Here is a 12693-nt window from a genome sequence, read left to right as displayed (position 1 = left end):
TCAGGCAGCCGACAGCAGTTCCTCGATTTCCGACCCGGCCCCGATCCTCTCCACAACCTCCAGCGCGCCTTTTTCGCGCAGGGCGAACAACGTCCCATGATGCTCGCCTGAGGGAAGGGTGCGGATGATGAAGAGCAGTGATCCTGGTCCCCGCAAATAGGTGCACAGATTTTCCACCGCCTGCTTCAACTCGCCTTTCGGAAAATAATTTTCGTTCAGGACATTGGCAGCGCGGATCAGGTCAAACCGCCCGGCGAACGTATCGCGAGATACCAGCACATTATCCTGAACCACGGTGATGCTGTCATGATCGCGGAGCCGCGGACTGACGAGTTCGACCTTCCTGACGCCGATCCCCTCGCGTAGCTTGCGCGCCGCCCTTCGGCCGAGCAGCCGCCTCAGCAGCGGCCGGACCAGCCACATGCCGGTAAGATAATCCATGCGCCGCCGCCAAGGCCGCATGGACCAGCCGAACAGGTCCGCCTGCAACAGCTGTCCTTCCTCGTTCAGCAGGGCGGAACAGTTCGGGCCAAGCGGGACAATCCAGGCGTGGATCGTATAGTCGGTCCCGGTGATGCGCGGCCGAAAGCCTTCGCGACGCAATGTGTCCCACAGGTCCAGCGTCGTCGCGCCGGACGACACGCCTACGTCGAGCAGTTCATTCAGTTCGACGCGCCGTTGCCTAAGTGCCTGCACCAGGCGCTGGTCAATCTCGTCAAACCGTCCTCCCCATGTGCATTTGAAGGTGTTGTTCGGATTTTTGATCGAACTGAAGAAGGCGTCCTCCACCTGCTGGGGCAGGGCGTCGGCCGCGCGCGAAAAGAATTGGGAGGCTGCAATGGTCATAGACCTGAAATTACAATTTGTTGGCTCTTCAGGAAGCTGGGCGCTTGGCTAGCGTCAGGCCATTAGGGATTAGTCCGAATGCGAGCGGCCGCGCTCTGCTGGCTAAGCCCCAAAGCTCAGCACGGGCGTTCATCCGATATCATACTCAATGGCCATGGATTCATGAATTTACTCGCCGCATTCTGACCAAATGAAGACATTCGTCAGGACGAGCGCCCCGTCGGGCAAGCCTCATGTCGCCTTCGTTCTCGCGGGCCTGCGCGCGGGCGGGTCGGAACATATCGTAAGCTTGCTTTGCAATCATTTCAGCCGCTTGGGCTGGACCGTCAGCCTTTTCGCTTTTGAAGAGCCCGGCACCGATCCCTACTATCCCCACGACCCGGCCGTACGCGTGTCGCAGATCGGCTTCCCGCCGGGACGGCTGCCCCTCCTGCAATCGGCATCCGCCATGTTCCAGAGGGTCGCTGCATTGCGTAACGCCTTGGGCGCGGCCAAGCCCGATCTGGTGGTCAGCTTTCTGACGCGTATCAATGTCATCAGCGTGTTGGCGGCAGGGCCGCTCGACATTCCGGTCATCGTATCCGAACGCAATAATCCGGCCCTGCAGCGGCCCGGCGTCGTTTGGTCCGCCCTGCGCCGTTACGCCTACGCGCGGGCTTATGGCCTTGTGACGATGACGCAAGGCGCGATGAACCAGTTCCCGCCATCCATGCGCCGCCGCCAATGGGTGATCCCCAATCCCACGTACGCGCCGATCGAACTAGATCCGCACCGCACGCCCGGCCACACTATCGTGGCCGTCGGGCGCCTAGTGCAGCAAAAGGGCTTTGACCTGCTGCTGAAAAGCTTTGCGCGCGTTGCGGATCATATTCCCCAATGGTCGCTCGTCATCTGGGGCGAAGGTCCCGAACGAGCCACGCTGGAAGCGCAGCGGGACGCATTGGGGCTGCGCGACCGGGTGGCGATGCCCGGCGTTACTCAAGAACATGGCGGCTGGCTGCGTGGCGCTGACATATTCGTTCTGTCTTCCCGGTTCGAAGGGTGGGGGATCGTCATCGGCGAAGCCATGGCCGCAGGCGTGCCCACTATTTCCTTCAACTGCCAGTGGGGGCCTGGGGAAATGATCGTCGATAATGTCAGCGGCATTCTCGTTCCCGACGGCGACGTCGCCGCAATGGGCGAAGCGATCGCGGCCTTGTGCAAAGACCCTGAGCGCCGCGCGCAATTGTCTCAGGCCGCCCGGATCGCGTCGATGCGCTTCAGGATAGACAGCATATTGGGCCAGTGGGAGGGTGCGATCACCGATGCGCTCGCGCCTGCCCAGCCCCAGGCAGTTCCACTGAAAGCCGCCGCCGCCTGACTGGCCCGGCCTTTTTCAGAATTGCTCCATTGTTTCGATAATTCTGTCGGCTGGCACCATCTGCCGGTGCGCATAGTCATGTATCCGCCCCGGCCGCACGATCTGCACCGTGTTCCATCCCAACGAGCGGGGGGCGGTGAAATCCTTCGACGGATTGTCGGCGACATAGGTCAGCGCCCCACCCGACCGGCCAAACAGCTGCTCTACATGTTCGAACGCGCGCGGATTCGGTTTCCAGCAGTCCCGGCCCCATTTGTCGGTGCATATCCCCATGTGAATCCCGCGCCCATAAAGGCCGAGGGCCCTGATCTTGCGCCTTTGCGCGTCGAGGAAGCCGTCGGTTATCACCGCGAAGGCCGTTGCCGCATCACGGCTTGCCAAAAACCGCTCCGCGTCGGGAGCCAGGCCGATTTCCGGGCGATGCTGCCGGTAGGTGGCCAGCATCCGCGCGATAGTCGCTGGCTGGGCGTCAATCCCCAAGTCCCTCAGGCTGTCGTCGAAGATTTTTGTGCGGCAACCGGCATCGAAACGGTTGCGCATAACTTGCCCGAGCCCACTGACACCCAAGGCGGCCGCAGCCCATCGGCCTACCGCCTTGAAGCCGCTGAACACATAATCACGCTCCAGATATAGCGTGTCGTCCAGGTCGAAGACGATCACCCGGCTGAACCGACGGCGCATGGCCTCTCCTGGGTCAGACAAAGACCGCATCGTCGAACCGCAGCATCAGTACGCCATCTCGCCAGCCGTCATCCGCTGTCTTGGGCAGCCCGAGCCGTTCCTCCAGCATCCATAAGGCAAAGCGCGCGCCCGCCTGATGCGCCAAGGGATAGCCTCCGCCAAAACGCGCGTTGATCTCGAAAATGGAGGGCGCGCCACTCGCATCCACGCGCACCTGAAAACACAGGGCGCCGCGCGCGCCCTGCAGACTTTCGCCAAGCCGCCAGGCGACGTCCTGCAGCGCCCGATCGCGAACCGTGATTCCCTTTTCCACCTCGCCTGAACGCACGCGCAGCCGCTCGTGCGGGATCGCGCATTTCAGCGCGCCTTCCTGATCGAAATAAAGGCTTATGGTGAATTCACGGCCGTGCAGATATTCCTGCAAAATATAGGGTTCGGCCTTCTTCAGGCCCAGCAGCTGTTCGCGATCATGCACCATCATGATGCCGCGGCTCGAACTGCCATGCCGCGGCTTGGCGAGGAGCGGCAGTGTAAGGTTTGCAGCGCCGTCCAAAAACTCCTCGAGCGCAATGGTGCGGGGGGAGGGGAGGCCGGCCTGCGCCAGGAAGGTCGCCGTCGCCAGCTTGTCGCGCGCCATTTGAACCAGCGGCTCGTCGCTCACGGCAACATGGCAGCCGATGGCGCTGAACTGGTCCCGCGCCTGGCTATAGGCCAGCAGTTCGGTGTCGATGGTAGGCACGACCAACCCGATCTGCTCACCCTTGCAGATGTCGAGCATCGCCGGGATGAACTCGCCGCTTTCCGCTGGAGGCGCAGCAAAGGCCTTGTCCGCTTCCATGCAGGCTGGGCTCCACTCCGGCGTCATGTCGCATGCGAAGATGGTCAGGTCTGCGCCCAACGCACCTGCCGCCTCACGAAAGCTGCGCAAGAGGCTGACCCGGCGGCCTGCCGAGCTCAACATCATGCGCAGCGACCGCCCGCCGGGTGTCCCTTGCTCCATTTCCGTGCCCAATAGTGCGGAACCTTCTCGATGGCTTGTCGTGGCCAAGTCCATGTCAGGACACCTCCCGGATCAGGACGAATGCTTCGGCCGCTTCCCGGTTAACGCAGCTGCCCCGGACTTGAGCCAGCGCCCGCAATGTTTCGACGGATCGTTCGTTGGGGAAGGGGCGCACCTGCGACGCGAAACAGCTGAATGCCTCGATCTTGCGATCGAGATGGCCGCTTATATCGACAAACAGGTTTGGCTGGAATGCTGGCCCTAGATAGGGGGCCGCCCAGTTCGTCTCCGACACGGTTTCATAAGCGAGCACGCGCGCGGGATAGTGCGCGCCGACCGGCCTTGCCGCCACCATCGCCGCTTCGAAAATCAGCCCATGATCGAAGTGCAAATCACCGACGAAGGGTATGAACAGGGCGTCGGGGCGGCATTGGGCGACGAGCGTGCCGATGCCCTGGTTCAGCTCGGCACGCGGTAGGGAATCCAGCATCGCTGCGGGAAAGTCCAAAAAATGCGTGCGCGCGATGCCCAGCATGGCATGTGCCCGCCGCGCCTCAGTCTGTACCTTCTCGACCTGTTCAGCATCGAACATCGGCGCGCTGCCCCGTGTCGCCACGACGACCTCGACATGGCGGCCGAGCGAGACCAGGCGCGCGATCGTCCCGCCGCACCCCAGCACTTCGTCATCCGGGTGGGGAGCGATCACCATGGCGCGCTGAATATTGTCTATCATTGTCATGCCGCCGCCTTCGGCCGCCCCAATATGGCGTGATTAGGCAAGGGCTTTTCTCGAGCCGTCCGCCATCGCGATACAAGCAGCCCCTGATCGTCGCCGCATTTCACGGTGAAGCCCCCTTCGCCCCGCTCCACAATCTGACCCGCCAATGCTGCGGCATGATGGTGGAGCGGTATGGGAACGGCCGCCTCTATGACGATCCGGTCATCGCCATAGCTGGTCCACGCCCCCGGATAGGGATCGCCGCAGGCCCTGACGCAGCGCCAGACGGCCGATGCAGGCTGCGCCCAATCGATGAGGCCATCTTCGGGCCGCCTACGCGCGGCATAGGTGGCGCAGCGTTCATCTTGGATCGACAGTATCGGGGATCCGCTGGCGATATCCTCCAGCACCATAGGCAGCATCTCTTCCAACCGCGCCATATGCTTGGCGTAAAGCGTCGCCGCCGTCTCGTCGGGCGCCAGGTGGAAATATCGCTGGCCAAGCAGGGGGCCGCTATCCACGCCTTCGTCGATCAGGAAAAGGGAGGAGGCGGAGATGGGCTCGTCCAGCAGGATGGTCCAGGGGATGACCGCGCGCCCGCGCAGGCGGGGCAGGGGCGCAGGATGATAGCCCACCACACCTTTGCTTGCCGTCGCCCTGAACTGCTCACCGCAAATCTGCGACCAGCCGATGACGAAAATATAGTCCGGCTCCATCTCGCGGATCGCCTGCAGGGCAGTATCGGAATTGATGTTCGCGGTGCGCACGATCCGCGTGCCCGCTCTTGCGGCCTCCTCGGCAAGATCGACGAAATCGGAATGACGCCCGGAAAGATCCGGCGGAAGCGTGAAGACGGCAGCCAGATCCCATTTGGCCGAGGCGGCGAGGCATTTGAGGGCGATCTTGGTGCTTTCAACCGCGCCTACGAGTATGGCCTTCATGCGCCCTCCTTATCGACAAAAGGTTGAAACGCTCGCCGCCCAAAGCAACCCTGACGGTGCGCGCAAGAATGGTGAGGTCGAGCCGCAAGGAGCGGTTCGCGATATACCAAAGGTCCAGCGCGATCTTGTCCTGATCGTTCAGCAGCGTGTTGCCATTGACCTGCGCCCATCCCGTAAGGCCGGGCCGCACGGTGCATCGCAACCGTCCCCTCTCACCGGCTTGCGCGATCGTTGGGGGTAGCAGCGGTCGTGGCCCGATCAGGGTCATGGCGCCCGTCAGGATGTTCCAGAGCTGCGGCAGTTCATCCAGGCGAAAGCGCCGGAGGAAGCCGCCCAGCGCGGTGGTGCGCATGCTGTCGGGCAGCAACCGCCCTTCGGAGTCGCGCCTGTCGTTCATCGTGCGGAACTTGAGCACTTCGAACAGCCGGCCTCCCCGCGTCACTCGGGTCTGTTTGAACAACACCGGCGCGCCATCCACTATGCGGATAGAGCCGCCAATCACCGCCATCAGCGGAGCGAACAGCACAAGCCCCGTGGAAGCAAGCAGGACATCGACCAATCGCCTTGTTGGCATCAGGATTCTCCGGCCGCCAACCGCCCGTTCAGGGCAGGTCTTCCGCCTCGATCGGCGCTGACGCCCTTTATCTCCATGGCTGAAAGCAGCATGGCATTCACCCGCTCAACCGAATAACGCTCCTCCGCCGTCCTTCGCGCAGCGCGGGAGAGGCGCAAGGGCAGCTCCGGCTGTGCGCAGACAGTGAGCATCGCGTCCGCAAGCGCCCGGACGCTGCGCGGTTCGACCACAAAGCCGTTGATCCCCTGGACAATCGGTTCACGGCAACCCGGCATATCGGTCGTGATCACGCCACGACCCACCGACATTGCTTCCAATATGGTGCGGGGCAACCCTTCGCGATACCAGCTGGGCAGCACGAAAATGCTCGCCCCCGCCAGATAGGGGCGTACGTCGCGCGTCTCGCCAAGATATTCGATGATCCCGTCCTCGTGCCATTGCGCAATATCTCCGCGGGAAATGGCGGCCGGGTTTTCATCGAGCGGCCCCAGCAGGAGGAAGCGCGCTTCAGGAAACCGGGCCTTCACGATCTTTGCTGACTCGACATATTCGATCAGGCCCTTGTTCCGCAGCAGCCGTGCGATCATCAGGAACACCGCCGGCCCGTCCGGCAGGGGAGCCTGCGCATAGTGGGACAGGTCCACGCCCGATCCCGGCACCTGTATGACCCGGCTTTCCGGCTTGATGATATGGTGCCGCAACATCTCGCCGCGATCGTCGCTGTTAAAGACGAATACCGCCTTGGACTTGCCGATCGCCAGCCGGTAAAGGACGGAAACGATCGCTCGAACACAGGTCAGCAGGCGCGATCCGCCGTCGCTGAATACATGGCCAAGGCCGCTCACCATCGCGTAGAAGTCGATGTTGCGGAATAATCGGCTTGCGATGCCGCCATAGATGATGGGCTTTTGTGTGTAGGCCAGGACGGCCTGCGGGCGTTCGCGCCAGAAGCAGCGAACCAGCCATGCCAGCGTCACAATATCGATGAACGGATTCATGCCGGCACGGGCCATCGGCATCTGCAGATAGGTTGCCCCCATCGCCTTCAACCTGGCTTCGATTTCCGGATCATGGTCCGGCGCGCACAACAGGACCTCATGCCCATTCTCTATCATCGCGGCGATCAGGCGCCCGCGGAAGTTGATCAGCGAATAGGCAAGACTGGCGACGACAATGATTTTCATGCCATTTCATGCTGCACGGGCAGCGTCCTTTCTGATGCCTGCGCCAATCTGTTCCGGCGATTGACGGCTCACCCCGTTCGCGACCGGGGACTTGGCTCATCTTAGGGGGAAGCCATTGAAATTAACGGCACCATTTCGCGACCTATACTGATGAACAGCCGTCGCGCGGCTGGTGCATCCTTTCGGGTAGGTGTCGAGTTTCTTGGGGTGCCTGCTACCCAAAAGAGTGGTGGCGCTACCCCTCATCGGTTCGTACCGATGCACAACTGCCCGCAGGCCGATATTCGCCTAACCTGGCGAAAATTCTGGAAATCCTCGTGATGGGGAAAGGCAGATGATCCGGGACGTCGGAGCGGGCAAGCCTTTGGCTAATGCTCGCAAAATCCGCGTCCTTCTGCCGCCGGAAATAGCACTGCTGTGTCCACGACTGGAAAGGCAAATCGAACGGCCATGACTGATCGCCAGCCAGCCTTTATCGTGATCGGCGCTGTAAAGGGCGCGACCACCTGGATCGCACATCAACTCCGCAATCATCCTCAGCTGTGGCTGCCTGACGCCGAACCGCACTATTTCAGTTCGGAATATGAGCGGGGGCCGGCATGGTATGCCTCCCTCTTCGATCCCGCCCCGGCGGGCAGGATTGTGGGGGAAAAGTCGGCGGACTATTTCGCTCATCCTCTGGCGGCCGTCCGTATGGCGAGCGCGTTGCCCGAAGCCAGGCTGATCGTCCAGCTGCGCGATCCGGTTCGGCGCGCATATTCCGACTATTGCATGTTGTTCCGGCGGGGATGGGTGAGCGGCGATCTGCGCGAATATCTTCAAGGCGCGAAGCCGGAAGGGGCACGCTTTCTGACCGGCGGCCTTTACGGCGCGCATCTAGGGCGCTTCCTACTGCACTATCCGCGCCACCAGATTCACGTGATCCTGTATGAATCGCTGCGGCAGGCACCCGAAAAGGCGGTAGCGGATGTGTGCGCACATATCGGCGTACCCGTGCATATCGCACCGGAAGAAGTTGCGAGCCGCAAGAATGACAGCGCCAGCCCGATGCTGCCGCTGCCGCTGCGCCGTATCCTTCAACCGATACGGCCGATCCTCGACCCACTACGCTCTCACCCATGGATGGTGAAGCTGCGGGCATCTTTGGCGGCGCCGGTTCGTTACCCGCCCCTGACCGAGGAATTGCAGCAGATGCTTCGGGAGTTCTACCGCGAGGACATCCTTATCCTTCAGGACATTCTGCAGAAGGATCTCAGCCATTGGCTTACAGGCGCGCCAGCCCCCAAAATCGTAGAGGCCGTCGCGGCGGAGTAGCGCCGGACCGCATGTAGGTTGCGGTGCCTCGATTCTCAGGTGACCGGCAAGGGGAGTAACCCGGAAAAGTTCACCATTGGCGGATAGCGTGGCTTAGACATGTTCGGGATTAAAGCGAGGTGCGCTGATGCCTGATTCCAGGATGGTTCGATCTTGGCTGTTGAACCTCTATATTCATCACCTGCCTCGCTTCCGTGGCAAATGGCGGCTGCTGTCACCCTTTGCCGCGATGCTGGATGGCACGCCGGTCCGGTCCAGCTATGGCGATGTTTGCCTTGGCTTCGATGTCCGGGACCGGACTCATCTGCTTGGGCTGACGGGTAAATATGGCGAGCGGGTGTCCAATGAAGTGACAAATCTTCAGCCGGGCGACTGTTTCATCGATGTTGGAGCCAATTGCGGCGTCTTCACGCTTCTGGCGGCCGAGCAGGTCGGGGCCGATGGGCTGGTCGTCGCCTTCGAACCGTGTTTTTCCACCTTCGCCAAGCTCGTCCGGAACATCGGCCTCAATGCGTTGGACAATGTCCTGCCCTTTAATATGGCGCTTGCGGCGCTGACCCAGCCCGAACTGCTCGATAACAGCGCGTCTGGCCACTCCGGCCGCTTCTCCATCGCAAATGAGCCTGTTCAGACGGGCGAGCGGGTCATGACCTTGTCGATCAGCGACTTTCCCGGCCTCCTCAAGCTGATCGGCGACAGGTCCATCACCGTGAAAATTGACGTGGAGGGATTTGAATATGCGGTGCTGCAGGGATTGCAGCCGATTCTCGACCTGCCGCAGACCCGCGCGGCCGTCGTCGAAGTCGATGACCGCAATCTTGGCCGCTACGGCGCCAAGGCTAGCGAGGTGTTCGGCCTGCTGGAGCGTCATGGCTTCAAGCGCGTCAATCCCGACGACACGGGCCAGCATTTCGACGCAGTCTTTCATCGCCAAAGCGCCGTCGCCAATCCGCCTGCGGCCAGCGTAATCCCCCTTCCGCACAGAAGCTCTCGCGCGCGTCCCGCCTCGCTCAGCCGCCATCGGGGAGCGGCGAACCTTGCGCGCGTCGCCGCGGCCTTATTGGTGCTGGCGGGTGGCTGGTTCATCGTCGGAAAGGGCCTTCCCGTCGATCGGGGGCAGGCGGAGGAATATTTCATTCAGGAAGCCTTGCAATCGCACCATGTGGCGGAAATGCGGGCAGCCCTTCGGCGTTCGCCCCCTGCGGTGTTCAACGTCGGCGAAGTCGGCTCATACGCCCGCATCGCGCTTCCGATCCTGCCTCGGGGTTGGCGCGTAACCGATGTCCAGCTTTTCCCCTCCGACAGCGGCCCCAGCCTGCAAATGACCATCACCAATGATATCAGCCGCCCGGTCTCGCTTTTTGCAGTCCGCGACGATGGCGTAGCGCCCGCGAAACCCGCGGTGCTTACCCGCAATGGCAAGACGGTTGCCTATTGGCAGGAGGGGGAACTTGCTTACGCCTTGATCAGCAAGAGAAAGCGCCCAGCCGAACTGGATCGCCTGGCGGAGGACATTGCGGATAATGTCACCTCTTAATGCGGTGTCGCGGATAGCCCTGCTTCCTGACCATGTTCAGCCGGAGCGGCGCAGTTCCAGCGTTACGCATAATCCGGGGCCCGCATCCTGCAGCATGACAGTCCCATGATGGAGCCGCGCAACCGCGCGGACCAGCGACAGGCCGAGCCCTGACCCCGGCTTGCCGCGCGCCGGGTCCAGGCGGCCAAAACGCCGCAGCGCCTCCTCATGCTGGCCGGCCGCTATGCCCGATCCATTATCGCTGACGCTGATGCGCGCGGTGCGGGCGTCCAGGTGCGCCGCCGTCAGCAGGATATGGTCGCCCGCATCCGCATATTTCAGCGCATTTTCGATCAGGTTCGCGACCGCCTGGCTCAACAGCTCCCGATGTACGGGAAAAAGCAGCGGTTCCTCCGGCGCTTCCACCGTCAGCGCAAAGCCGCTTTCCTCAGCCAGCGGCCCGTAGATTTCCGCGATGTCAGCCAGCAGTCTGCCAAGGTCAGTTTCACGCAGCATGTCCGCGCCCAAGCCCGCCTCCGTCCGGCTGATCAGCAGCGCGGTGGACAGCATCGCCTGCAACGTTTCGGCCTCTCGCCGTACCTCGTCCAATGCATCGAGCGCACCCTCGTCCTGCGTGCGCGTGCTGGCCTGCTCGATTACGGTCATCAGGCGCGTGACCGGCGATTTCAGGTCATGAGCCAGCCCATCGGTCATCATCCGCAATTGGCTGACCAGACTGTCGATCCGCTCCAGCATAGCATTGATCGATTGGCCGAGCCGGTCGAACGCATCACCGCTGCCGTCCGTCTCGACACGGTGGTGCAGCGCGCCCACGGCAACCTCCTGTGCCGTTGCAGCGATGCCCCACACCTGCCTTGCCAGGATGCGGCCGAGGATGATCGCCATGGCCAGCGTCAGGACCAGGCTGACCGCAAAGGCGATGCTCAGGGCTTCCTCATGAATGGCGGCGAGGCGCAGGCTGTTTGCGACGACCACCCCTGTCAGCAGGCGGTTGCCATCGCCCAGGGGCTGCGCGACCACGCCGATCGGCTCGGGCTCGACGCGGCCGACGCGATAGAGATTGATGCTGCGCCAGCTTGTCCGCTCGGGCACCGTGGCGGGCCAGGCGCTCAGATTGCCAGCCAGCGCCTTTCCATGACGGTCCGCCAGCAGGATCGCGACATTTTCGTCCCGGCTCGCCCGGAATCGCTCCGCGACATCCCTGCGCACCGCGTCTGATCCCCCGGCGCGATAGAGAGCGATCAGGTCGTCGCGCAGTTCGTCCGCCGCCTCCCGCTCAGCGGCGATCACCGTGCGCTGGCTCGCCTGCTGGACGTAAAGCAGCACGCCCCCAGTCACAAGAAACTGCCCCAGAAAGGCGAGTCCGATGAACCGAGCTATCGAGGATCGCAGGATCGGCGGCCAGCGCCGCACGCCCCTATGCGGCAAGGCCAAGGCGATAGCCCGCGCCCCGCACCGTATGGAGCAGTGGCCGCTCAGACCCGTCGTCCAGTTTCCGGCGAAGGCGGCTCACATGCACATCGATCACATTTGTGCCAGGGTCGAAATGATAATCCCACACGCCTTCCAGCAACATGGTGCGCGTCACCACCTGCCCGGCATGGCGCAGGAAGAATTCCAGCAGCCGGAACTCGCGCGGTTGCAGATCGACAGCCTTGCCGCCCCGCTTCACCCGCCGCGCCATCAGGTCCATTTCCAGGTCGTCGTGCCGCAAGACGGTGACCACGGCATTGCCCGCGCCCGCCCGCCGCAGCAGAAGTTGGACCCGCGCCAGCAATTCGGCGAAGCTGAATGGCTTTACGAGATAATCGTCCGATCCGCTCGTCAACCCTTCCACCCGATCCTCCGGCGTGCCGAGTGCTGACAGGATGAGAACCGGTGTGTCGATGCCGGCGGCGCGCAGCGCCTTCAACACCGACATGCCATCCATGGCGGGCATCATGCGGTCGAGTATGATTGCACCATAACTTCCGTCACTTGCCAGGAAAAAGCCTTCGCGGCCGTCCGCGGCATGATCTACGGTGAAGCCTGCTTCGGTCAGCCCCTTGACGATATAGGCCGCTGTCGCCTCGTCATCTTCCACCACCAGCAATTTGTGGCTCATCGCAATCCCCGATCCAGCGCGACGACATGCCGCCCACCGCTTCCCCTCAGATCCAGCACGACATCATCGCTGGGCTGGCTTATCAGATAAGCCTCCGCCTGATCCAGCGAGCGAAAGGATTTTCCGTCGATCGCGACGATGACATCCCCCACGGCAACCCCATGCCGGGCTGCTTCTCCTCCCGATCTTATGCTGGTTACGGTCAGCGCGGGTCCCGTCGCGCCGATCGTAAGGCCGGGTAACATCCGGCCACGTACCGCCTCGCCCATCGGATCGCGACGCAAGTGGAGGAAGAAAGCAAGGCTGATGAGCAGGGTGCACAGGGCCAGCGCTGCGAGCAAACCGCCCGTGACAGCAGGATCGCCCAAGCCACGCCTCATGCAGTCGCTCTCCTTCATCGGTTCGGCGGAACGGAGGAGGGTACAGGGGGCATG

13 protein-coding genes are annotated in these 12693 nt (G+C 62.5%); 3 read left to right on the top strand and 10 right to left on the bottom strand.

Translation table 11 applies throughout. The features are described 5' to 3' along the window. Positions 1-846: a hypothetical protein gene (locus EP837_RS05530; protein WP_066525229.1), complete on the bottom strand. Its 846-nt coding sequence runs from the start codon at positions 844-846 to the stop codon at positions 1-3. 190 nt (positions 847-1036) lie between these two features. Here EP837_RS05530 and EP837_RS05525 point away from each other — a divergent pair, with 190 nt between their 5' ends. Next, positions 1037-2206, top strand: coding sequence for a glycosyltransferase family 4 protein (locus tag EP837_RS05525; RefSeq protein ID WP_066525228.1), 1170 nt, complete (start codon positions 1037-1039; stop codon positions 2204-2206). Between the two features lie 15 nt (positions 2207-2221). On the opposite strand, the gene EP837_RS05520 is transcribed toward EP837_RS05525, so the two are convergent. From EP837_RS05520 to EP837_RS05495, 6 genes are read right to left on the bottom strand one after another with little or no spacing between them, the layout of a single operon-like run. Continuing rightward, entirely contained in the window at positions 2222-2887 is a 666-nt protein-coding gene (locus EP837_RS05520) for an HAD family hydrolase (RefSeq protein ID WP_066525227.1), read from the bottom strand. 13 nt (positions 2888-2900) lie between these two features. Continuing rightward, complete coding sequence (locus tag EP837_RS05515; protein ID WP_156518393.1) at positions 2901-3941, bottom strand: ATP-grasp domain-containing protein; 1041 nt, start codon at positions 3939-3941, stop codon at positions 2901-2903. A 1-nt stretch (position 3942) separates the two neighbouring features. Then, the gene (locus EP837_RS05510; protein WP_066525225.1) at positions 3943-4626 is read right to left on the bottom strand and encodes a PIG-L deacetylase family protein; all 684 of its coding nucleotides are present in this window, start codon (positions 4624-4626) and stop codon (positions 3943-3945) included. Continuing rightward, the gene (locus EP837_RS05505) at positions 4623-5546 is read right to left on the bottom strand and encodes a methionyl-tRNA formyltransferase (RefSeq protein WP_066525223.1); all 924 of its coding nucleotides are present in this window, start codon (positions 5544-5546) and stop codon (positions 4623-4625) included. The genes EP837_RS05510 and EP837_RS05505 overlap by 4 nt, the downstream gene beginning before the upstream one ends. Next, a complete protein-coding gene (locus EP837_RS05500; protein WP_066525220.1) occupies positions 5518-6120 on the bottom strand; it encodes a sugar transferase in 603 nt (200 codons plus the stop codon). Before EP837_RS05500 ends, EP837_RS05505 begins: the two co-directional genes overlap by 29 nt. Beyond that, the gene (locus EP837_RS05495) at positions 6120-7304 is read right to left on the bottom strand and encodes a glycosyltransferase family 4 protein (RefSeq protein ID WP_066525216.1); all 1185 of its coding nucleotides are present in this window, start codon (positions 7302-7304) and stop codon (positions 6120-6122) included. The genes EP837_RS05500 and EP837_RS05495 overlap by 1 nt, the downstream gene beginning before the upstream one ends. Before the next feature lie 450 nt (positions 7305-7754). Between EP837_RS05495 and EP837_RS05490 the strand changes: the two genes are divergently transcribed. Both EP837_RS05490 and EP837_RS05485 read left to right on the top strand, forming a co-directional pair. Then, positions 7755-8618, top strand: coding sequence for a sulfotransferase family protein (locus tag EP837_RS05490; protein WP_066525213.1), 864 nt, complete (start codon positions 7755-7757; stop codon positions 8616-8618). Between the two features lie 142 nt (positions 8619-8760). After that, complete coding sequence (locus EP837_RS05485; protein ID WP_066525212.1) at positions 8761-10155, top strand: FkbM family methyltransferase; 1395 nt, start codon at positions 8761-8763, stop codon at positions 10153-10155. A gap of 36 nt (positions 10156-10191) precedes the next feature. Here the strand turns inward: EP837_RS05485 and EP837_RS05480 are convergent, their stop codons facing one another. Genes EP837_RS05480 through EP837_RS05470 form a run of 3 tightly spaced genes read right to left on the bottom strand, consistent with a single transcriptional unit; the run spans position 10192 to position 12639 of the window. Next, on the bottom strand, positions 10192-11589 hold the full coding sequence (locus tag EP837_RS05480; protein WP_225870578.1) for a sensor histidine kinase: 1398 nt from the start codon (positions 11587-11589) through the stop codon (positions 10192-10194). Further along, on the bottom strand, positions 11573-12259 hold the full coding sequence (locus tag EP837_RS05475; protein ID WP_066525209.1) for a winged helix-turn-helix domain-containing protein: 687 nt from the start codon (positions 12257-12259) through the stop codon (positions 11573-11575). The genes EP837_RS05480 and EP837_RS05475 overlap by 17 nt, the downstream gene beginning before the upstream one ends. Then, positions 12256-12639 carry a PDZ domain-containing protein gene (locus EP837_RS05470; RefSeq protein WP_066528780.1) on the bottom strand — a complete coding sequence of 128 codons (384 nt, stop codon included), beginning with the start codon at positions 12637-12639 and terminating at the stop codon, positions 12256-12258. The genes EP837_RS05475 and EP837_RS05470 overlap by 4 nt, the downstream gene beginning before the upstream one ends. Positions 12640-12693: the final 54 nt, after the last annotated feature.

It is taken from the genome of Sphingobium sp. EP60837 (genome assembly GCF_001658005.1).
GTDB classification, from domain to species: domain Bacteria; phylum Pseudomonadota; class Alphaproteobacteria; order Sphingomonadales; family Sphingomonadaceae; genus Sphingobium; species Sphingobium tyrosinilyticum.
The sequence above is the reverse complement of the archived record's forward strand: the minus strand, read 5'-3'. Positions and strand labels throughout refer to the sequence as shown.